Raw genomic sequence first — 23,496 nt, forward strand, 5'->3', positions numbered from 1 at the left:
CATCCGCCTCACCAACGACGAAGGGAAGGACGTACGTGATGCCGCGGAAAGCCATCAACGCCAGATTCGACGAGTCAGGCGTGCGGATCTCCCGGCAGGCAGTGGACCGCCGTGTCCCTGCCAGCCTGAAGTGGCGCGGTCACGGACGACGAGGCGGTTCCAGCCTGGACCAAGTAGTGGAACGTCTGCGCGCCGAGCACGAGGCCGGACGATCCACTGCGTTCCGCAACCGCCGCCAGCTTGTTCCGCACCTGATCGCCGCCGGACTGTTCGCTGTCAACGCCGTCCTGCAGCTCCTCGTCTGGCTGACGCAGAGCGATACCTGGGCGTCCTCGATCGTCTTCTACGCCACCATGGCGGGCCTCGCCGGCGTCGGCCTGGTGGCTGTCTTCGCGGCGGTACCGGAGAGGTGGCGGACCCGGGCGGGCGTCGCGACGCTCGCCAGTACGGCCTGGCTGACCTGGGCCGCACAGGCAGGCATCGGCTGGGTCACGACGGCGGTATTGATGTGCGGCTACTACCTGCTCGCAGCCAGGTGGTGGCAGTACTGCCGACCCGACTATCCCGACGGGCCCCAGACCGCCACCCCCGTACCAGTAACGAAGCCGTCGACAGGCCCGGACCGGCACGACATCGCCGGCCTATGGCAGGCGTACATCGGCAGCAAGAACGGACCGCTGCCCGGCTCCTCGCTGCACAGCCGAGTGATCGACGAGCATCGCGAGTCGTGGACGGTCGAACTCGTGCCCGGCCAACAGTCCCTCGACAAGGCGCTGGCCGCCCTCGACCGGATCCAGACCGGCCTACGCCGCGCCCAGGAGGAGATCATCATCGAAACGCATCAGTCGCGAGACTCCGCCCAGCTGACGTTGACCGTCATCACCCGCTCGCCGATCAAAGACACGGTCAGCTTCGACGGCCCGCAGTACTTCTGGGACGCCGAGCGGGAAGAGGGCTGGATCGAGCCCGGCTGGTACGCCGACGGCGAAGGCCGGGTCCGGGTTGGCCTGTACGCTCCGAACTCCGCCCGCCACCTGGTCATCTTCGGCGGCCAGGGCTCGGGCAAGACCGCACTACTGAACTCACTCGCATTGTCGGCGAAGGCCTCCGGGCACACGGTCGTCTGGTACCTCGACGGCCAGGACGGCACCAGTTCGCCACAGTTGCTCCGCTACGCCGACTGGGCACCCACCGGAGTCGATCGCGGTGAGCAGATGCTGGCTGCGCTGGAGCGGGTGTTCGCGATCCGCGGCAAGATCATGCAGGCGCGTCGGGTCGCCGGTCTCACACCGAGCCCTGAACTGCCCGGCCTGATGGTCGTCATCGACGAGTGTCACCTGATCTTCGACCACGCCCGGCCCGACCTGGTGCGCCGTTGGGTGAACCTCGCCAGCCTGGCCCGCAAGCTGTGCGTGTCGTTCGTAGCGGCGACGCAGCATCCGGAGCTCAAGTCGTTCGGTGACTCCGACAAGCTCCGGTCACTGCTGCAGCAGTACACGACCTTGGTGCTGCGTACGACCAGCGGTGTAGCGAACAACATCCTGCGCCTGCAGGTCGACCCGTCCAAGCTGCCCTCCCTTCCCGGTTACGGCTACCTCGTCGCGGGCGACCAGGCCAGGGGAGTGCGGTCTGCGCCGTTCCGTGCCGACTTCCTGGACGACCGCAACGGCGCCGCCGATACCTGGTTCGAAGCGCATCCCGGCGTCGCGCTCGACAAGCCGTCCGCGAAGGCCGCAGGACCGGTTTACCACGACCGTGCCGCTATCGCGGAGCAACACCATCGTGACCTCGAGAACGACCTCGCCTCTTGGCTGGCCGACGTCGATCTCGACGACGAGGCCTTCGCCGCCCTCGTTCCTACGCAACGCCACGCGGATAGTGACACTGGCATCGCGGACGGGCCGCTCGAGCTCGCTCCTGTTGTCGCGTTCCCTACAGCGATTGTTGCGCCCGGCAAGTTCGGGCACGAATCGAACCGACACGACGGCGAAGCACCGGTTGTTCCCGACGGCCTCACCGAATCCCAGCTGGCGGCATACGTCGCGATCTGCAACGGCAACGACCGGGCCACTGACGTAGCTGCCGCAATCGATCTTGGCCCGTCCCAGACGTACAAGCTGCTCGGCGAGCTCGTCGACGCCGGACACATCTCCAAGGCCCGCCACGGCCGCTACCAAACCAATGCCCGTATAGGTCAGGAGGAACCGGCCAGATCGTTCTGAACGCCCGTGGGGCGCGGCACCAGCCGCCAAGCAAGTCCGCGCTCCACGGCGAATCGCCCCCGCGATGAAAGGAAGGCACTACCAGTGAACCGCAACCGAACCCGACGACCGCGCGTCCCCTGGCACGCCCGCGTGGCACACCTCCCGATGACTTGGACACCGCCGACCGTGTACGCCCGAGACATCTGCCACCACCTGAACCACGGACGTCAGGAGGTGGAGTCCTGATGGCCTCCGAGCCGCTCACCCTGACCGATCTGTTCGGCGACATGAAGCCGAGCGCCATCGTCGAGGACATCTACGGCGACGGCACCGAACTGCTCATCGGCCACCTGGACGTCGCGGAGATCAACGCGCGGACCCGGGACCAGGAATGGTGGCGTCCGTGCCTGGCGGTCGACGAACTCACCATCGACCACACATGGGTGACGTTCGACGTCCATTCGCCGTACTGCGACGCTCCGGACCCCGCGAACCCCGGCAGCGACTGCGACTGCTCATGGGAGCCATGGATCGTCTACCACTGGCGCGACGCCACACCAACAACGCCCGGGGCCGTCGCCGTCACCTTCGTACGCGTCGACCAGGCGGCCCCGGCTATGCAGTACCGAGAGGGGGCAGCGGCGTGACATCCGTTCCAGGTGTCGGTTCCCTGTTTGATAGCGCAGCATGGACCGTCGACGCGGTATGTGGGCAAACGGACCCTGAGGCGTTCTTTCCGGAGAAGGGCAATTCGGTCAGGGAGGCGAAGGCGCTCTGCCGACGCTGTGTAGTCCGTGCAGAGTGCCTTGAGACCGCGCTCGCCAACAACGAGCGGTTCGGGATCTGGGGCGGCCTGTCAGAGGTTGAACGACGCCGCTTCAGGCGTCTGCACATCATCGAGATCCAGGGCCAGAAGGGAACGGCGGCGTGAGCACGCATCGCACAGAGGTGAATACCGACGAACTGACCGCTCTCAAGCTCCTGGCGGCCGGACACAGCATCGGATTCACGGCCGCAGCGAGCGGCCTGTCCGAAGACGCGATTGCTGCCGCCGTACGTCGAGTCGACCACCGCGGCATGGAGGCGCTTGCTGAGGCAGCGCAGGCGCTCCAGGAACACCTCGAACGGGCCTTGGTCGACGAGCCGTCTGACTCGGGGTTGGAACGCCCTGACCATAAGGCTGACCGGCTGGCCACCATCTGATCCCGGGAGACAAGACGGATGCCCTGGTTCAACGTGTGCGACACCTTCGCGTTCGACGAGAAAGCCGTCGCCGCAGGCAATGCGGCGATCGGCCTCTGGACTCGCGCTGGGTCGTGGAGCGCGCAGCAGCTTACCGACGGCTTCGTCCCCCGACACATGGTGGCGGCTCTCGGCGGAAGCACCAGCCAGGTCCGCAAGCTCGTCGACGTCGGCTTGTGGGAGAAGGCTGACGGCGGATACCGCTTCGTCGGCTGGGATGGCGTCCAGTCCACGCGGAAGGAGGTTGAGCAGCAACGCGCCGCGGCGCGTGAACGGATGCGGCGGATGCGAGCTGGCAGACGTTCGGACGAACGGCAGGGACCCGTTCAGGACGAAGTTCGCGCGAACATCTCAAGCGCGGAAAGAGGAGCGAAGAAAAACTCCCAAGAGCCGCCGACAAGTGACACGACCGTGACCACTGATGCTCATCCGACTGCATCAGAACCTCGAACGCTATCTGCGCAGGTCACAGACTTGCGTTCGGGTGGGGTTCGGCCGAACACCTCGCGAACGTCGCCTGCAGCGACACCAACCCCTACCAGACCTAGTCCTACCTCCTCCCCCTCCCCTCCTGAGCCCGACGGCGCGTCCGCAAATGAAGACGGAGGAGGAGGCTCGAGTGGACGCAACGCCCCGCCGCTGTCCCCGGCGGCCGCGGAGGTACTCGACGCACTCGGACCGCCATGGCGCATCGGCCCGCAGGCGGCTGAAAGGTTGAAGCCCGCCGTGGCCGCAGCGCTCGATGGCGGGTGGGCTCCGGGGGACCTCGCTGCCCACCTGCGGGCCAGCCCTGATGGTGTTCGCAACTCCTACGCAGTTCTGGCGGCGCGTCTCGCGGACCTTCCGCGGCCGCCGACGCTACGACCTGGGCGACCCGTGTGGTGCGGGGACTGCGACGAGACAACTCGCATGCGCGAGGCGGACGACAATCGTCCGTACCGATGCCCTGCCTGCCATCCCGCGATCGCCAACGTCGATCCATCCCTAGGACGCGATACGAAACCGGGCGCAGCGTGAACGGCATCGAATCCTCGGGCCCCGTGGCCATCAGGGCTGCTTGTTCCACCTATCTTCAGGCAGTTCAGTGGGCAGCCACTAAGGCTCACGTACCTGTGGATTTCGTACGCAGCAAGACTCGCGATACGGCACACTTGATGCCCTGGCTCGGTGGGATCACGCCGGATGCGCCCGTCAAGCGCCCCACATCGAGGGATCCGGGGACCGCCCCGGCGAAGGTCACCGAGCCCACAACGTCTGTAGTCCAAAGATGCGCACCGCCGCCCGCTGGTGGGCTGCGAACGCCGCGGTCACGCGTGATGTGGCCCTACCAGGGATCCTCCGACACACCAGAAACCGTGAACTCCAGCCAACCGCGCTCCAGCGACTTCACCTCGAGCTCGTACTCGCCCAACCAGCGGCGGGACGTGTCCTTGTTAGCCCAGGAGCGGGCGAGTTGCTCGAGATGCGTCAACAGGGCAGGGACGTCGTCGGGGTCGGCGTGGATCCGGTACGGCTCGGACCGCGCCCCGTTCTCCCGCCACTTCACCCTGACCTCGAGGTTCTCCTCAGCCACCTGCATCCTCCGTTCGAGCAGCCGTCATCGCCCTGATGATTCACCTCCCTGGCGCCGTGGAGCAACGTCTTCCATGATCGGCAGAGGTTGGTGATGTGACTTGTCACACATGCTAGGCTGCGAGCCCGCGCGGGCTCATCTTCACGGCGCCAAATGCGCTGGTGGCAGACCATGTTCAGGCCCAGCTAACGTGCGGCGGCATGGTCGAACGCGTGATTGCGGCAACGGATGGATCTGCCCAACCAAATCCGGGCCCGACGGGATGGGCATGGGTGCTCGCCGACGCGGAAGGGACCCCGTGTCAGGGGGCGTCGGGGTTTCTGGGCGACGCGACGAATAACGTCGGCGAGCTCACCGCTGTAGCCGAACTGCTCAAGGCGACGGCCCCGGTGGTGCCGCTGGAGATCCGCATCGATTCACAGTACGCCATGAATGTCGTGACCGGGGGCTACCGAGCGGCCAAGAACCGGGAGTTGGTCGCGCGCATCAGGCGGATGGTGTCGGGCCGCGACGTGGTCTTCACCTGGGTGCGAGCACACCAAGACGACGGGGACATGCTCAACGCGATCGCCGACCAGACCGCCGATCAAGCCGTCGCCAACCGGCACGGCCAGACCTGGACCGGTTCGCCGCCGAGTATGTCCACAACACCGAGCCTGCCAGCAACACCGCGCCCGACCGATTCACCCGACATACGGTCTATACGGGTCGCGGCAACTACACCTGCTCGATGCCGCGCCACTACCAAGACCGGGAAACCCTGCACGATCGACCCGCGCCCCTCCGAGCTGTGCCACGTGCACGACCCGCAGGTGCAGTGCCAAGCGATCACCAGGACCGGACGTCGGTGCACTGTGGCCACGGGTGGGGGACGCTGCCCCCGGCACCGCGACCAACTCCTATAGGCCTCTACTGCGGCAAGTTGTCGAGTGATGCCGGATTCACGCGGTGTCGTGGACGCTCGTTCACAACACACACGCCAACAGCCCGCAGACGGCCACAGAATCACCGGGCCTTTGCGCGCTGCGCGATAGGTGTTTCTATCGACGTTCGTTCAAAGCCTGCTCAGCGGCAGTCGCTGATGCTTCAACATGTGCGAGGTAGTCCCGCCACCAGGCTTCCTCGGACCAATCGGGTACACAGGGGTTGTTGTCCTTCGAGCCGCCGATCGAACCGTCGATGAGTTCGCGCACGATGTCAGCGTGCCCGGCGTGACGACTGGTCTCATGAATCATGACCACGAGTGCTTGCCGGAGAGTGGTCTTCCCCTCTGTGTCAAGCTCAGGTGAGGCCAGATCAGGTCCTGAAACTCTGTCCTGAGGGCGAGCGAGGAGTTCATCTCTACTACAAGAACCTCCTCGAAGCCGAGCGCGGCTTCCGCGACCTGAAATCCAGCCTGCTGCTGCGGCCGATCTTCCACCGCCTCGAACACCGCATCCGCGCCCACGTCCTACTGTGCTGGCTCGCCCTGCTGCTCACCCGCGCCGCATAACGCCGAACCGGCTTGACCTGGCGCCGCATCGCGACCGAACTCCAACGAGTCCACGCCGTCGCCCTCACCGGCAGCGCCGGCACCGTCGTACACACCACCCCGCTCAGCACCGCCCAGGCCGGCATTTATCGCGAGTCCCCGCACCACCCGCGATCACCGCTCTAGACCCGGCCTGACCTGGCAATACACCGCCAAACCCAGCCCGAGAACGCGTAGGCAACCCCACTTCTCCGCTGTCTCCCGCTGAGTGGCCAGCTGAGTCAGAACCTGCACGAACACTTCATACTTCTCCGACGGGGCCAGCCGCTTACGCGACTCCGGCCCGGCCTCGGCTGGGACACTGCAACCTCGTGAACGGGTGATCAACTTACCCGTCCAGTGGCTGGGTATTGAAACCCCGATTCTGGTGCAAAGACTCAGACGCGGAAGGAGAAATGCGTAGGTCGTGGGTTCCGTTCCCACCGGCGGCTCCCGTCGTCACCAGGTCAGACGGTAGGAACTCTCTCTTGTAACAGGGAACTCTGCCCGGTAGCGGGGGCCGTTGCTGGAGGAGCTAGCGCTGGCGTCGCGGACCGGCCGGCGCGGCAGTTGAGTCGACCGGCTCAGCGAGTGAGCGCCCAGATGGCCGCGGCTGGTGCTCAGGGATCGGCTTCCCGGTCTCGATCACCACCTGCACCGCCTCAGCCACGAACTGCGGGTTGAACAGCCAGCGTTTCTCAGAAATGGACTGACATCCTCTCCGACAGGAGCTCTGTCCTCGATTTTCGTACATCCACCGACCGATGTCCCGCACCATGCGCGCCTCCGCAAGTAACGACAACCCTGCCCGCGATGCCCTTGTCCAACTCTGCCCAAGGAAAATCTGTCATGCCGGCTGGGCGTGATGTCGGATCAAGACGAATCGGGCGACCGCGGACTAGGAATTAGAGGCCTCGGGGGCCCAAGTTCATGGAGCCAGGTACGCCTCAATCGTCTCCTGAGCCACTCCTCGTTGCTATTCGTCAATGTGTTGAGGATCGACACGTTACCGAGGCCATTGGGGAAGTCGCGCCGAAGTTGTCCTTCGACAAGGGTCGTGAATCCCTCCACTCTGTGCAGGCACCGAAGGTCAGGATCTACCGCAATCCATTCGGATGGATGGTCGAGGTCACACTCGGGATCTGTGACAAGCCTGCCGATGTGCTTGACCGCCGTCGCCGCCGCCGCATCGTGGGATGGGCAGGCTTCTTCATGACACTCGACATTCTTCACGGCATACAGGCAGACTCTGTTGTACTTCTCCTGCCACGAGACGGGATCGCGACCAGCAAGCCACGCGAGGAGTCGCTGATCGGCTCGGGGCCGCATGTCCGGTTCGGCCTCTGGCATCAGTGTGCTCGAGCATGTAGGGCATCCCTGAGAGGACGGCGTAGGCCCGCCAGCGCACCAGTGAGGACCGACGAGTCGAGCCTGCACGATTTGGATTGCAAGCCTGGCGAGATGTCGACGATCCCATCGCTCGAGAATGGCGCACGGCGTCACTCCAATGGTTCCTCGTAAGTCGGAGCGCCACTCTCGGCGCGTCAAGTTCACCCATACGCGACGCCGCCACCTTGTGAAGTCGCGATACCTGCCCAACTCAATCTGTGCCATCTGAAGCAGCTCAAGCCTTACCTCGTCGATATTTCGAGGATTAACCAAATCGCGTCCCTCGAACTGCTTCGTTAACATCCCCGCATTCGACAGGTATTGAAACATGTCGGAGCGAATGCGCTCGGCCGTCTCGGGACCTGCCTCAGACGCCGTTGACCCTTGCCATTTTTCTTGGAACCATCTGTTAGCCAGCATCGAGAGACTCATGCCGAGCCTACAGGGTGTGCGGGTGCCGAAGGATCGATCTATCCCTTTCGCCAGATTCTGCGAGACGCCGGCGTGCGCCCGAGTCAGAGCATGCAAGCGGACGGCGTCGAGTTCTTCACCTTCCAGTTCATGAAGGGAAGCCAACTCGTATCTAGCGACGTCTGCAGCGGGTCCGTCGGTCGCATACGGCTTGAGTAGCTCGATCCTATCCCGCCGATTCTGGAGCATTGCCTCGTACGTCAACTCGAGGCGACGTGGCCGCAGACTGAGCAGATACGCAGTGAGATCGTCACCGTCCCATCTTCCTCTGGTTACCCATTTCGGCTTGGACGGATCATTGGAGAACAGCCTACTGGCCACGAAACCGGCCGCGCGGTCGGCGGCTTGCCCGAAGGGTACTGGTGGAAAGGCCTTTACTGCCAGGCTGTCGCCGGAGCCCTTGTCGCGGAGATCGACAATGAGGTCAATGGGCGTGTCATCGCGTAGTGGTCCGGATTTGGTGGGCTCGGCGCGCAGACGTGCGATGTACGTGGGCGGCGACGGTGTGATCCACTCGGATAGCCGCATGACCGCAGCCATTACTCGGCCGCCAGTTACATCGCTCGCTTCGACCACGGTCGCCAGATGTGCGCGGTGTGATCCGCCTGGCATCGTCGGCGGTGCGGGAACGGCGATCGCGGGCAGCTTTACCTTCAATCTATTGAGTAGGCGTCGTGTTGCCGGTGTGTCATTCCTGTCTGGACCGTCGACGTTGACGCGCGGTGTTTCACGACGAGCTGCGGCAACTTCAAGGCGCCAATACACTATTCCAAATATTAGTAAGAACGCAATCGAGGCTGATCGACTGTGTGGTACGTCGTGAAGCTCGTATAGCGGAGAGAACAGTCGCGATGCGATCTCGTCGTACGCGCTAACGGTGCGGCGCTCCAGCGTCTCTGTTCCTGCAGTCGCACCCGCCGGCGAAGATCCTAAGTTTAGGCCGACGCCGATACCTATCGCGGCTAGAACCACGACGAAAGTCGTCAGACGCAACGTCCATCGGCTGAAGTTGCGGGCAATGGAATACAAAAACCCGATGATGAGCGCCGTCACAAGGATGGTTACGATCGCTACAGTCATGATTCTCTGCTTTTAGCCCACAGCTGGTACTGGACTCCTACCTCACCAAGAGGTCCTCTTCGGGTGCCGAATATGGCCCTAAGCAGAGGAAGCGACAACGGTTGAGCCTCGAGGCCGCGCTCTGGTCGTGATCTCCACGGCACTGGCCTCCGCTCGCTTCGGCTCGACATCTCTCGATACAGGATGCATCAGACCGATCAAGTCCCTAGTGTCCTCCGCCTGAAATTCGTCGGGTAAGTGTAGGTTTGGTGGATGGCGAGGACTGGGCGGCCGAAGGCTGAGCTTGTGTTGAGCGATGAGGAGTGCCAGACGTTGACGCGGTGGTCGCGTCGGGCGAAGTCGTCGCAGGCGTTGGCGTTGCGATCGCGGATTGTGCTGGCGTGTGGTGAGGGGGCGAACAACGTTGAGGTCGCTGCCCGGCTCGGGGTGAATCCGGCGACGGTGAGTAAGTGGCGTCGTCGCTTTGTGGACAAGCGTCTTGATGGTTTGGTCGATGAGCCGCGGCCGGGTCGGCCGCCGTCGATCCTGTTGGACAAGGTTGAGGAGGTTATTACCGCGACGTTGGAGGAGACGCCGAAGAGTGCGACGCATTGGTCGCGGGCGTCGATGGCTGCCCGTTCGGGGTTGTCGGAGTCGACGATCGGGCGGATCTGGCGGAAGTTTGAGCTCAAGCCGCACCTGAGTGATGGGTTCAAGCTTTCCACCGATCCGATGTTCGTCGAGAAGGTGGTCGACGTGATCGGCCTGTACCACAACCCGCCGGAGAAGGCGGTGGTGTTGTGTGTGGATGAGAAGTCCGGCGTGCAGGCCCTGGACCGGTCCCAGCCGGTGCTGCCCGCGATGCCTGGGATGCCGGAGCGATGCAGCCACGATTACGTCCGCCACGGGGTGACCAGCCTGATCGCCGCGTTCAACATCGCCGACGGCACGGTCATCTCCCAAACCCACCGACGACGCCGCGCGAGTGAGTTCAAGAAATTCCTCGTCGGGATCGACAAAGCAGTACCGGACCAGCTCGACGTCTACCTCGTCTGCGACAACCTGTCCACCCACAAGACCCCCGCCATCAACGACTGGCTCGCCCGCCACCCACGCTTCCACATGCACTTCACCCCAACCGGATCCAGCTGGATCAACCAAGTGGAGCGCTGGTTCGCCCTCCTCACCGACCAACTCCTACGCCGCGGCGTCCACAAAAGCGTCCAAGCGCTGGAGAAAGACGTCCGCGAGTGGATCAACAACTGGAACGAAAACCCCAAGCCCTTCATCTGGAAGAAGACAGCCGAGGAGATCCTCGACTCCCTCGCCCGATATATCGCACGAATGTCAGGCGGAGGACACTAGCTGCTCGTCGGTGATCTCTGTCGCACCAGCTGCCGATTCGCCGATTGCGCTGCCGGGTGCAGCCAAGATGCCCAGCCGACCGTAGCGATGGATCATTGTGCCAGCCGTCCACCCCCGAGGTGCTGGGATCGCATGCCTGCTAGACGGCCGTACACCGTCCAGCTCGACCAGTTCCCTAACGCCAAGGTCGCCTGCCATTTCACACCTCACAGAACTCGGTACTTCCTAGATGCTGCGAACGAACTACTAGCGCTCGCGGGCAGGCGGATCGGGAGGACGGCGGCCGGGCGCATCCCACGGGAGGCCCTCCCCCGGCCGGGCCTTGGGCTGCCCCCGCGCTACCCACGCTGCGACAAACAGATGCTCCTCGGGCGTCAAGTCCGAAGGGAGCTCGCCAGGGGAGTCCTCGTGGATACCAAGCACACCCTCGATCCGAGCGGCACGTGCCGTAGTCTCCCGATCCGCTCGGACCAGTGCCATCCGTGGCGTGAGGACTTGCGTGACACGGGCGATGGCTCGCAACTGAGAGAGCGCGCTATCGGCACTTCTCGGCTCCAGTAGGACGAGAATCTCACGTTCCGGATCGGGCATCGACATGCACTTCCGACTCAGAGTGCCTGCACGGCGAGTCCACCTGGTCGCTGTGGCGAACGCCTCGGACAGAGACATCGAAGTCCTGCCCCAAGCGCATTCAACGTCTCTGGTGCTGAGTCCCGCCGGAACAGGTTGGCGGCACTGCCGCACCGTCAGGTGTCCAATTAGGGTTGAGCAGGTGCATTCCTGTCAGCTCGGTTCACGTGTCTCGAACGACAACTGGAGTCGCCGCCGATGTTCGCGCATACCAGCTTACTGTTCAGGTAACCCGTGGTACCGAGCACTGTCAAGTGGAACCTTGTGCCCTTTTCTGAGATGCGGTCTGGATCTGCGTGGAGTGGTGAGCGTGGGGTCGGCAGTCGAGCAGCTTCCTGACGGGCTCGCCGCACAGGTCGCCCACCGGCTACACGTTGACGTACGGGCGCGCCGACCGCGACGCTGACGGACACACCGACCCCACACACACGCCGTCGTCGTGGGCAGCCACTCACACCGCTCGAGCAGGTCGGCACTTGGCCTACGAACTTGCCCACATCGCTCGAGCTACTCGTGTGCGAGCCGCTCGAGCAGGCCGCTGTAGGTCACCACGAATCGGGTATGGGCACTGGGCGAAATGCGTACCGCGATAGGTGAACGTCGGCCCTCGCACTGTCGCACTGTTATACGAGGCGAAAGTCCGCGTTCTGAAGACAACGGCCCTGCTATGAGTGAAGATGGAAATATTGTCTGGTCGGGACATGAACTGGGGGACCGCGCATGGCACCGACCCCATCCGGCTCGGCGGCTCTCGCCTCACTGCCTCCAGGACCCAACGACGAGCCAGCCCGGTTTGCGCTGGAACTCAGTGCCGACCAGGAACCAGTCGCGGCCGTCGCGACGGCACTTGGGGACGTTGGCGCGCGGGTCGCTCCTCTGTCAGCACTCGAGCAGCGCGTTCTCGTCGTAGGGGCGCCGGGGCGGACGCTCGACACGGCAGGGCTGCCGGTGGCGTTCGAGACCGGCCATGTGCTGGCCAGCGAGTTCGATGCCGAGACCGGTGAGCCTAACGTCCCGACGCCCTTTTTCCTCCAAGAGCCGCCGGGTGGCGTCCGTGGCTTGGCAGCGGAGACCGCCAGCGGTGGCCTACCGGGCAGTTGGGTGCCGAGCGAAGCTGGGCTGGAGGCATGCCCGCGGTGGGCGCTCGAGACGATCCGTGCCCCTGAGGCGTGGAAATTCTCGACGCAGGAGGCGCGGCCGAGCGGGGGAGTAGGCGTCATAATCGCGCAACCCGACACCGGAGTGACGCAACACGCTGAACTGGATGGGTCGTCAGCGCCAATGGCGCCGACATCCTGGATATGGCGATTGGGGCCCGACCGACCTACTGCAGGGGGCAACGTCGGGCACGGGACAGGAACTGCAGCGTCGTCGTGTCGCCCGAGAACCGAATCGTCGTGGGGTCGGCACCCTTCGCGGCGCACATGCCGATCCGCGCGATCAAGAGCGTGATCCGGATGCGGCAGGTGTCGGTAGTGGCGAATACGGTCTTGCTTGGGACACCTGCTTGTCGACATCCCGCTTGTTGGCATGTCGACGGCGAACTCATATCTGGTCGCATGAGCGCTCCGCTTACGAAACCTGTCGCCGCTGTAACGGTAGCGTCTGCCGAACGAAAGGACAGTTGTCATGGCCAGAGAAGTCGATGTTCGCACCGAGGCGGCCAGAGAGCGCACGGTCCCCGCAGAGCGCCGTGCGGAACTGCATGCGGCGGCCGAAGCGGCGTCTGAGGAACTGCCGGGCGATCACGACGTCCAGATCGTCAGCTTCGACGCGAGCACCGGCAACCCCGCTGTGGTCGTGTCACGGGACGCTCCGCCCTCGGACGGCAACTATGTGCGTCGAGCCTTGGCACACGTGCAGGAGGTCGGATCGGTGCTAGGTCTGGCTCCGCAGCAGGCACCGGAGTACCTCGTCGACCCTGGCTATCAGATCACTTCCTCCGACGGGGTCGCCGTGCACCTGAGGCAGCAGTACAAGGGCATCAGCGTGTACGACGCGAGCGAAACGGTCCGCTTCGACCCGAGCGGTCAATTGTTAGAGGTGGCCGGGCGGTCGTACACGATTGCGGAAGATCTCGCCGTCGAACCGTCGATCCCGGCGTCGCGGGCCGTTGAAGTGGCGGCAGCGCATCTCGCGGCAGGCGGTGACGAGGTGGAGCCTGATCCATTCAATCAGACTGTCGCCGAGCCGGTTTCGGATGTCCATTCCATGACGGTGCGGCTCGTCACTGCGCCGATCGACCGACTGGACCGCGCCACGGTCTTCGAGGTGAGCGGTTTCGCCCAGCCGGTGACAGTGTCGCTGATGTGGTTCCCTCTGGACGGAGGGTTGCGGCTCGCGTGGCATCTACGGGTTCAGATGCCGGATGCACCGGAGTACCGGTTCCTGATCGACGCCGCAGATGCACGAATCCTGCTGTGCCTGCGGCTGGTGCATGGGCTGGGCGGACATGCCCAAGTGGTACTGCGTTCCGGAGAGGGACGCCAGAAGGTCGATTTCCCGCTGCCGTTGACGACGTACGGTCTGCCTACGCCAGCCGGGCTACCGGCAGGATTCCCGGATCCCTGGCTGCTCGACGAGACCACTGTTGGCGCTTTGGTGCGTGCGATCGACGCCACTACGGGCCGCCCAGTCTTGGGTGCGCGCAACGCAGACGGCGTGGTGTTCGCGACGCCCGTTCAGCAAGATGCGCCAGAGCAGCTCGTCTTGAACGTGTTCTCGTACTGTGCCTCGATGCATGACGCCCTGTACTTGCTGGGGTTCCGGGAGGCCGATGGCAACTTCCAACGCAACAATCTCGGGCGCGGCGGCCGGTCAGGAGACGCTGTACTCGCTCTGGTGCACCCAGGCGTGGTTTGGGGTACGGCGAACATGGCTACGCCGGCCGATGGATCGGCGCCGAGGATGAACATGGGACTGGTCGCGTCCACCCAGCGACACACCGCGCTGGATTCGGACGTGGTCTACCACGAGTACACCCACGGGCTGTCGAACCGCCTCGTCGGCGGGCCGATGGACGACACCTCGCTCGACGCCATCCAGTCGGGCGGGATGGGCGAAGGTTGGAGCGACTTCGTGGCGTGCTCGTTGCTCGGGAAAACCGTCGTCGGCGACTGGGTGGTCGACCGCGCCACTGGGATCCGCCGCCACCCTTACACCGAGGACTATCCCGGCACGTACGCTGAGCTCGGTTCTCCGCGGTACATCCAGGTACACGACATCGGGGAGCTGTGGTGCGCGGTCTTGATGTCGCTCGCCCGGCGTCTCGGCCGAGCCGAGACGCTGCAGATCGTCGTTGACGGCCTCAAGCTCACGGCCGCCAACCCGAGCATGCTCGCCGCGCGTGACGCGACTCTGCTCGCGGCGCGCCAGTTATCGGTTGCACGGGGGGACAACGACGAGGCCGCCGCCGGCTTGGTGCACTCTGCCTGGGAAGTGTTCGCCCGTTATGGGATGGGGCCGGGCGCGAGGACCGACGGCCCGCAGCTGACGGGCATCGTCGCGGACTTCGAGCCCCCGCCGGGCCCGTCGAGGGACGCCAAGTGAGGGCCGCCGACCCACAGCGTTCGCCTGGTGTTAGGGACCAGGCATCACAGCTCAGCGCTCACTCTCGCAGTCCAACGATTCAACTACCCAAGGGCGGCGGCGCCATCCGAGGCATGGGCGAGAAGTTCGCCGCTAACCCCGTCACAGGCACCGGCTCGCTGACCGTGCCGATCCCCACTAGTCCCAGCCGCGCGGGGTTCGGCCCACAGCTCTCGCTCTCGTACGACTCGGGGTCGGGCAACGGCCCCTTCGGGTTCGGGTGGTCGCTCTCCCTCCCGTCCATGACGCGCAAGACCGACAAGGGGCTGCCTCAGTACGACGACGCCGGCGAGTCGGATGTATACGTCCTATCCGGTGCAGAAGACCTCGTGCCCGTCCTCGATGCGGACGGCAGCAGAGCCAAAGACGACGTCAGCGCTCCGGGCTTCACGATTCATCGCTACCGCCCGCGCGTGGAGGGACTCTTCGCGCGCATCGAGCGATGGACCAACCGAGCCACCGGAGAGATCCACTGGCGATCGATCACGCGCGAGAACGTCACGACCCTCTACGGGCGCGACAACAACTCTCGCATCTTCGATCCAGCGGATCCGGATCCAACGCATCCGACGCGGGTCTTCACCTGGCTCATTTGCGCCAGCTATGACGACAAGGGCAACGCGATCGTCTACGAGTACGCGGCTGAGAACGATGCTGCAGTCGACCGGACGCTGGCCAACGAGCGCAATCGAACCCGCACGGCCAATCGTTACCTGAAGCGGGTCAAGTACGGCAATCGCGTCTCGCGCCTCGTTCAGCCGGACCTCTCGCTTGGGACTTGGCTCTTCGAGGTGGTATTCGATTACGACGAAGGCCACTACGAGGAGGGTCCTCTCGCCCAGGGGCAACCTACAGACGAACAGCACAAGTTCGTTCGCGCCTCGTGGAAGACAGACGGCACGTGGACAGCACGACCGGATGCGTTCTCATCGCATCGAGCTGGCTTCGAGGTCCGCTCGTACCGCCGTTGCCGTCGCGCGCTGATGTTCCATCGCTTCCCGGAGCTGAACCAGGACCGCCTTGCGGAGCTCGGCAACGAGCCCTGTCTCGTTCGCTCGATCGACTTCGAGTACAAAGATCTCGACTACTCGAAGTCTCCAGTGATCGACATCGAACTCAGCCACCAGGGCAGCACGCGATTCGCGTCGTTCATTCAATCCATCACGCAGTCCGGGTTCGTGCGCGACGACGGCCAAGCGGTCGTCGAACGCGGCGGCGTCAAGTACATCACCTATCTGAGGCGGACTTTGCCGCCGCTCGAGTTCGAGTACAGCAAGGCAAAGATCCAAGACGAGATCCGGCACGTCGATGCCACGGCAGCCGAGAATCTCCCCGTAGGCGTCGATGGCTCCGCTTACCAATGGGTCGATCTCGACGGAGAAGGCCTTTCGGGAATCCTGACAGAGCAGGCTGGTGCGTGGTTCTACAAGCCAAATTTTGGAGAAGGTCGTTTCGGAGCGCTGCAGGTCGCTCGCACCAAGCCGTCACTGTTCGCGATGGCGAATGGGGGGACGCAGATCCTCGACCTATCGGGTGACGGCCAGCTCGACGTCGTCTCGTTCAGTGGACCAACCCCGGGCTTCTACGAACGGACTCTGGAGGAGAGCTGGGAGACCTTCCGCACGTTCCGCAAGCTGCCGAACCTCAACTGGAACGAGCCCAACCTTCGTTTTGTCGACCTCGACGGTGACGGCCATGCGGACATCCTCATCACCGAGAACGACGTCTTCGCCTGGCATCAATCGCTCGCGGAGGATGGATTCGGTCCTGCGCGGCGGGTGCATCAGTCGCGCGATGAGGAGCGCGGTCCTCGCTTGGTGCTCTCCGACCAAACGCAATCCATCTATCTCGCCGACCTCTGCGGCGACGGCCTCACCGACCTGGTGCGGATTCGGAACAGCGAGGTCTGCTACTGGCCGAACCTCGGCTATGGCCGCTTCGGCGCCAAGGTCACCATGGACAACGAACCATGGTTCGACAACCCCGACCAGTTCGAGCAGCGGCGCATTCGGCTGGCCGACATCGACGGCTCGGGAACGACCGACATCATCTACCTGCACCGCGACAGCGTGCGCGTTTACTTCAACCAGTCGGGCAACCGCTGGAGCAAGGCGCGCCATCTTCCGACCTTCCCGCGCATCGACAACCTATCGTCGGTATCGACAGCCGACCTGCACGGAAACGGAACCGCCTGCTTGGTCTGGTCGTCGTCCCTGCCTGCCGACTCGCGACGTCCGCTCCGATACATCGACCTGATGGGGCAGAAACCCCACCTGCTCATCCGCTCAACGAACAACCTCGGCGCCGAGACGAAGGTCGATTACGCATCCTCGACGAAGTTCTATCTAGAGGACAAGGCTGCGGGCAGACCGTGGATCACGCGTCTGCCGTTCCCGGTGCACGTCGTCGAGCGCATGACGACGTTCGACCGCATCAGTGGAAATCGCTTCGTCACCTCGTACAAGTACCACCACGGCCATTTCGACGGCGTCGAGCGCGACTTCCGCGGCTTCGGAATGGTCGAGCAACGGGACACCGAGGAGTTTGCCGCATTCGCCGCAGCAGCACCGCCCGGGGCCGCCGCCATCGATGCGGCATCACACGTGCCGCCGGTGCTGACGAAGACCTGGTTTCATACGGGCATCTACCTTGGTCGCAACCACGTCTCCGACTTCTTCGCCGGCCTCCTCGACGACAAGGACGTTGGCGAGTACTACCGGGAGCATGGGCTGATCGATGACCAGTCGAGGGAGCGGCTGCTTCCAGACACGGTTCTTTCGGACAATCTGACGCTCGAGGAGGAACGCGAGGCGTGCCGTGCGCTCAAAGGCATGATGCTGCGCCAGGAGGTGTACGCGCTCGACGCAACCGACACCTCTTCACCCGAGGAGAAGAAGCGCGCGGCCACGCCCTACACGGTCGTCGAGCAGAATTTCACGCTCGAGCGACTACAGCCGCGGCTGGGCAATCGCCATGCGGTCTTCTTCGCTCACACGCGCGAGGTGCTCAGCAGCCACTACGAGCGCAACCCGGCCGACCCGCGCGTCAGCCACGCGCTCACGCTGGACGTCGACCCCTTCGGCAACGTCTTGAAGTCTCTCGCTGTTGCTTATGGTCGTCGCACCCCTTCGACAGACTTGGCGCTAACAGCAGAAGACAAGGCGAAGCAATCTGCGCTGCTCATCACCTACACCGAGAGCAGCTACACGCAGAACGAGATTCCTCCGACTGTTCTAGCGGCCGGGCATCATCGCGCACCAATCCCAGCCGAGACTCGAACCTACGAGTTGACGGGGTTCGCGCCAGAGAAGGGTGCGCGGTTCAGCTTCGAGGAATTGTCTCGGAACACCTTTGCGCTGCTCGCGTCGGCTGCGGAGATTCCATACGAGCTCAAGGCCGACGTCACCAAGAAGCAGAAGCGCCTCATCGAGGATGTGCGCACGCTCTATCGTAAGAACGATCTGAGCGCCCTGTCGCCGCTCGGCAAGGTTGAGACTCAGGCGCTGCCAGGCGAGACCTACAAGCTGGCGCTGACGCCTTCGCTCCTCGCTCAAGTCTTCACGCGAAAGCAATCCGGTCAGCCCGACGAGCCGCTGCTACCCACCGCGAGCTCGCTGTTCGAAGGAAAGGGGAACGATCAAGGTGGGTACGTCGCTTGGGACGGCAACTGGTGGACACCGTCCGGCAAGGTCTTCTTCGATTCCGCAGCGAACACGAGCAGTCCGGCGCTCACGGCCGCCATCGAGCTGAGCACCGCGCGCCAGCACTTCTTTGTTCCGCGGAAGGTCGCCGATGCCTTCGATCAGACAACGGCTGTCGATTACGACGCCTACGATCTGCTCGTCACGCGGACCACCGACCCGGTCGGCAACTCCGTCTCGGCCGCGAACGACTATCGCGTGCTCCAGCCTCGAGAGGTCACGGATCCAAATCGCAATCGCTCGGCCTCGGCCTTCGACGCACACGGGATGGTGGTCGCAACCGCGGTGATGGGGAAGCAGGGGCAGCCGCTCGGCGACTTGCTGGAAGGCTTCAGTGCGGATCCGACACTCGCCAAGCTCCGCGCATTCATCGCCGATCCTCAAGGTGAAGCGGCATCCCTCCTGGGCAAGGCGACGACGCGAATCGTGTGCGATCTCGATCGCTACACGCGAGTGGGGCAGCCACCGTTCGCCGCCACGCTGGCTCGCGAGACGCACTTCGGTCCGGCACGCGACGGTCAGACCAAGATCCGGCTCAGCTTCTCTTTCTCGGACGGGTTCGGTCGCGAGATCCAGAAAAAGATTCAGGCAGAGCCGGGGACAGCCCGTAAGCGTCACAGTCACGTGGCGTTGCCCTCAGGCGACATTGAGCCCGGCAAGCTCGAACCAGGAGAAGCAAATGCTCCCCGCCGCTGGGTCGGCTCAGGTCGGACGATCTTCAACAACAAGGGCAAGCCCGTCAAGCAGTACGAGCCCTTCTTCAGCGCGACGCACCTCTACGAGAGCGAGCCCGAGGTTACGGATACCGGCGTCAGTCCTGTGCTCTTCTACGACCCGGTCGAGCGCGTTGTCGCCACGCTGCATCCCAATCACACATACGAGAAGGTCCTCTTCGATCCCTGGACGCAAACGACCGTCGATGTGAACGATACGGTCGCCGCAGCGCAGGGCCGGCCCGAACTCGCAACTCGAAACCAGACCGGCGATCCGCGGACTGATCCCGATGTTGCGGGTTATGTCCGCGAGTACTTCAAGAGCCAGCCGGTGAACTGGGAGACCTGGCACGCGCAGCGAATCGGCAACGCCATGGGCGCGGCGGAGCGAGACGCGGCCCGAAAGGCCGAAGCACACGCGAACACACCGACCACGGCACACCTCGATGTCCTCGGCCGTGTGTTTCTTACGCTCGCGCACAACAAGGTGGTCTGTCCCGGCCACGCACTGGATGGCAGCGTCGACCGATTCGCGACCCGTGTAGACCTCGACATCGAGGCTAACCAGCGAGCGGTGCGCGACGCCGCCAAGAATGGGCTCGACGCGCAAGGCAACGCGATCGTCGACGAGCTCGGGCGCATCGTCACGCGCTACGACTACGACCTCCTCGGCAACCGCATTCACCAAGCCAGCATGGAGGCCGGTGAGCGCTGGATGCTAAGCGATGCGGTCGGAAGGGTCATTCGTGCTTGGGACAGCCGGCTCTTTTTGCGTCGCATGACCTACGACGAACTTCGCCGTCCCACGGACCTCTTCGTGACGGGGAACGGCGCCGAGCGGCTTGCAGAGCGCACGGTCTACGGCGAGGGCCAAGGCGATGCCGCCAACCACCGCGGCCAGATCTTTCGACGCTACGACGGCGCGGGCAAGGTCACCAACGTCGCCTACGACTTCAAAGGGAATCTGCGGGAGCACAAGCGGGAGTTGCTGCCGACCTACAAGGTCGCGGTGAACTGGCTGCAGAACCCCGCGACCACGGACGGTACCTTTACGAGCAGCACGACATTCGATGCGCTGAACCGCACGCTCACGGTCACCTCACCGGACGGCAGCCTCTATCGGCCAACCTTCAACGAGGCCAACCTCCTCGATACGGTCGAAGTAGAGCTTCGCGGCACTGGCGTAGCCACGGCCTTCGTGACGAACATCGACTACAACGCCAAGGGGCAGCGCGAGAAGATCGACTACAGGAACGGCGCCACCACGACGTACGAATACGATCAGCTCACCTTTCGCCTCTCGCGTCTGAAGACGACCCGGCCCGCCAACTCCGACGCGACCGCATCACAGCTCTTTAAAGACCCCTCGGTGGTGCAGGACCTGCGCTACTCGTACGACCCGGTCGGTAACATCACGCGGATCGAAGACGTCGCGCTCAAGACCATCATCCGGAACGGGCAGAACGTCGAGCCCGTGGGCGCGTACACGTACGACGCCATCTACCGGCTCATCGAAGCCGTGGGGCGCGAGCACATCGGACAGAACGCGTTCGACTTCGATCCGCCGAACGGCGACTACCGCAACTACCCATTCCTCGGCCATCGCGCAAATCCCAACGACCTGCAGGCGCTGCGCAACTACACCGAGCGATACGAGTACGATCCGGTCGGCAATTTCGCGGCGCTCGCACACCGCTTCAACGGTGCCGGTTGGACGCGTCGCTACGAGTACCAGGAGAACAGCCTGCTCGAGGCCGGCAAGAAGAGCAACCGGCTGACCAGAACCACCGTGGGCAACGGGCTCAACCAGGTCGAGCACTACACGCACGACGCCCACGGCAACATGACCTCGATGCCGCATCTCGCGGCGATGGTCTGGGACTTCAAGGACGAGCTGCAGCAGGCCGATCTCGGAGGCGGCGGCACGGCTTACTACGTCTACGACGGCGCCGGACAGCGCGTACGCAAGGTCATCGAGTCGCAGAACGGCGCGCGACAGAAGGAGCGCCTGTACCTCGGTGGATTCGAGATCTATCGCGAGTACAACGGAGCCGCGATCAGTCTCGAACGCGAATCGCTGCATGTCTTGGACGACAAGCAACGAATCGCGCTGGTCGAGACCCAGACCATCCAGAGCGGAAACTCGGTCAACGTTCCGGTGCCGCTACAGCGGTGCCAACTCCGAAACCACCTTGGCTCCGCGAGTGTCGAGCTCGACAGCGATGGCGCGCTGATCGCGTACGAGGAGTGCCACCCGTACGGAACGACGTCGTTCCAGGCCGGCCGGAGCGCCGCCGAGGTGAGCCTCAAGCGATATCGATACACCGGTAAGGAGCGCGATGATGAAACGGGGTTCTGCTACTTCGGGGCGAGGTACTACGCGCCCTGGGTGGCGCGATGGACTACTTGTGACCCAGAACTCTGGAATACTGTAGGCGGGTCCATGTACGAAGCTGTCTCAAGCTGCCCAACCGTCTTGGTCGATCCCGACGGTCGGAAGCCGCTGATCGCAAATCAGTACAAGGATCTCGCAGCCCTCAAGAAGGACGTTGACATTTCATACGATCCGGGCGGTCGTTTAAGCTCGGCATCCGTCGCGGTTGCCGACAAGTCCAAGCCCGGCAAGGGCTTGAATACCTTATCGGCAAGCAACCCTGGGCAGTCGTCCCTCAAGGCAGCGGCTTCAGGGGGTATATTGGACAAGGCCGGTTTCGCGCTATCGAACCCTAGCATCGCTTTTCACAAGGGGGATCTTGAGGCAATCGAGAAACTGTCTTTCGTAAAAAAGAACACGTCTGGGACTGCGATCGGGCGCATCTCCGACGAGATGTTCAAGCACATGCGAGCATCTCCTGTGGGTCCCACTGTTTTCATCGGCAAGGACAAGGTTACGATGGCGGACGCGACGAAGAACATGCTTCTTCATGTCTTCGGGCAGGCTGTCATTACAACACTTCGAGGGCGAGCTGCGGCCGACTTGGCCGGAGACCTCCACGAGCGAGACCAAGCGTCGCTAATCACCGGATCGATTCCAAAAAGGGAGGAGAGACAGGCAATTGATAACTACGTCGACATGGTTAACAATCTCTACGGTCAGGATATCGGTGAGCGAGTTGCGCTCGGCGTCGGCCCAGGCACGGCGTGGACGCCGGCGATGACTGCCAAGTATCTGAACGCTGTTCAAGGCGAAATCGCAAAAGAGATGGGCTGGAAGGGGATGAGGTCCTTTGGCGCAACAGGTGCCGAGGTGAAGAAGTTTGCTGCCCTGTTGAATGAGGTACAAGGCACAACGCCACCTTCGACTCCGAGTTCGCCGGGTACTGCCACCAAGAAGACCGGCCAGGACCCAACGCGAATACACATCGGAAACAAGTTGTAGTGACGGGGCTCAGAGCAATGGGTGCGTCCAATCTCTTCTTCTTTTCCCTGCGCCTCGTTCACAGCCAGTCCACGACGGCGGCGTAGTCGCGGGCGAACTCCCGGCGAACATTTGTGAGATTCCCTTCGAAGTCGTACGCGACGTACGTCACGACCCCGCCTCGTCGCAGCTCTGGAAGAGGCGCCCACGGTGGTTCGCAGCATCCTCTGCGCCTCTCCCCACATGGTGAGCTCCGCGAGCCGCTCGACACCGCCGTCCGAGACGAAGACCCCGAGGGCCCGTCGAAGTGCGTCACAGGTGCCCCGGCGGACGAACCCGCGATCATCCCACGAGCGGATCGGTGAGCCGGCCGCATCCGCGAGCAGCCACTGATCGCCCGCGTCCATGCTCTGCTCGAGGAGCACATTGCCGAGAACGTCGTATGCGCAGCGCAGAACGGTGCGGCCACCCGTCCGCACGATCTCGGTGCCCGCTAGATCGTTGATCGGAAATTTTGACCAGGTCGGGACATGTGTGCGACACGCTGGGTCTGACCTGGGGTGATAGGGCGAAGGGTGTCCAGGATCGGCGTGTCTACACACGCCGACTTGGAGGTCTTCGTGATCGCCGACCTGGACACCCTTCTGATCGCACTTTACGTGGAACTGACCGACCGCATCATCCCTGCGCATC

At 63.7% G+C, this 23,496-nt stretch carries 12 protein-coding genes; 9 read left to right on the forward strand and 3 right to left on the reverse strand.

Annotation, left to right across the window (positions count from 1 at the left end; all coding sequences use genetic code 11):
- Window positions 1-38: 38 nt before the first annotated feature.
- From ABN028_RS15995 to ABN028_RS16010, 4 genes are all read left to right on the forward strand, one after another.
- On the forward strand, window positions 39-2,222 hold the full coding sequence (locus tag ABN028_RS15995) for a hypothetical protein (RefSeq protein WP_349697118.1): 2,184 nt from the start codon (window positions 39-41) through the stop codon (window positions 2,220-2,222).
- A 227-nt stretch (window positions 2,223-2,449) separates the two neighbouring features.
- On the forward strand, window positions 2,450-2,851 hold the full coding sequence (locus ABN028_RS16000) for a hypothetical protein (RefSeq protein WP_349697119.1): 402 nt from the start codon (window positions 2,450-2,452) through the stop codon (window positions 2,849-2,851).
- Window positions 2,848-3,135: a WhiB family transcriptional regulator gene (locus ABN028_RS16005; RefSeq protein WP_349697120.1), complete on the forward strand. Its 288-nt coding sequence runs from the start codon at window positions 2,848-2,850 to the stop codon at window positions 3,133-3,135. Before ABN028_RS16000 ends, ABN028_RS16005 begins: the two co-directional genes overlap by 4 nt.
- A complete protein-coding gene (locus tag ABN028_RS16010; protein WP_349697121.1) occupies window positions 3,132-3,407 on the forward strand; it encodes a hypothetical protein in 276 nt (91 codons plus the stop codon). Before ABN028_RS16005 ends, ABN028_RS16010 begins: the two co-directional genes overlap by 4 nt.
- A 1,363-nt stretch (window positions 3,408-4,770) precedes the next feature.
- On the opposite strand, the gene ABN028_RS16015 is transcribed toward ABN028_RS16010, so the two are convergent.
- Window positions 4,771-5,019 (reverse strand): hypothetical protein, encoded by a 249-nt coding sequence (locus ABN028_RS16015; protein WP_349697122.1) that lies wholly within the window; start codon window positions 5,017-5,019, stop codon window positions 4,771-4,773.
- Window positions 5,020-5,219: 200 nt separating this feature from the next.
- On the opposite strand from ABN028_RS16015, the gene ABN028_RS16020 reads away from it, so the two are divergent.
- Window positions 5,220-5,924, forward strand: a complete 705-nt coding sequence (locus ABN028_RS16020; RefSeq protein ID WP_349697123.1) for a ribonuclease HI — start codon at window positions 5,220-5,222, stop codon at window positions 5,922-5,924.
- 135 nt (window positions 5,925-6,059) lie between these two features.
- Here ABN028_RS16020 and ABN028_RS16025 read toward each other — a convergent pair whose 3' ends face one another.
- Entirely contained in the window at window positions 6,060-6,314 is a 255-nt protein-coding gene (locus ABN028_RS16025; RefSeq protein WP_349697130.1) for a mycothiol transferase, read from the reverse strand.
- Here ABN028_RS16025 and ABN028_RS16030 point away from each other — a divergent pair.
- A complete protein-coding gene (locus tag ABN028_RS16030) occupies window positions 6,305-6,511 on the forward strand; it encodes a hypothetical protein (protein WP_349697124.1) in 207 nt (68 codons plus the stop codon). The genes ABN028_RS16025 and ABN028_RS16030 overlap by 10 nt on opposite strands.
- An 891-nt stretch (window positions 6,512-7,402) precedes the next feature.
- Here ABN028_RS16030 and ABN028_RS16035 read toward each other — a convergent pair.
- Entirely contained in the window at window positions 7,403-9,469 is a 2,067-nt protein-coding gene (locus ABN028_RS16035; protein ID WP_349697125.1) for a hypothetical protein, read from the reverse strand.
- A 252-nt stretch (window positions 9,470-9,721) separates the two neighbouring features.
- On the opposite strand from ABN028_RS16035, the gene ABN028_RS16040 reads away from it, so the two are divergent.
- The 3 genes from ABN028_RS16040 (at window position 9,722) to ABN028_RS16050 (ending at window position 22,824) form a co-directional block, all read left to right on the forward strand.
- Window positions 9,722-10,813, forward strand: a complete 1,092-nt coding sequence (locus tag ABN028_RS16040; RefSeq protein ID WP_349697126.1) for an IS630 family transposase — start codon at window positions 9,722-9,724, stop codon at window positions 10,811-10,813.
- Window positions 10,814-13,300: 2,487 nt separating this feature from the next.
- Window positions 13,301-14,992 carry a M36 family metallopeptidase gene (locus ABN028_RS16045; RefSeq protein ID WP_349697127.1) on the forward strand — a complete coding sequence of 564 codons (1,692 nt, stop codon included), beginning with the start codon at window positions 13,301-13,303 and terminating at the stop codon, window positions 14,990-14,992.
- A 113-nt stretch (window positions 14,993-15,105) separates the two neighbouring features.
- Complete coding sequence (locus tag ABN028_RS16050) at window positions 15,106-22,824, forward strand: SpvB/TcaC N-terminal domain-containing protein (RefSeq protein WP_349697128.1); 7,719 nt, start codon at window positions 15,106-15,108, stop codon at window positions 22,822-22,824.
- The last annotated feature ends 672 nt before the right edge of the window (window positions 22,825-23,496 follow it).

The organism is Actinopolymorpha sp. B17G11, assembly GCF_040196095.1.
Classification (GTDB): Bacteria; Actinomycetota; Actinomycetes; order Propionibacteriales; family Actinopolymorphaceae; genus Thermasporomyces.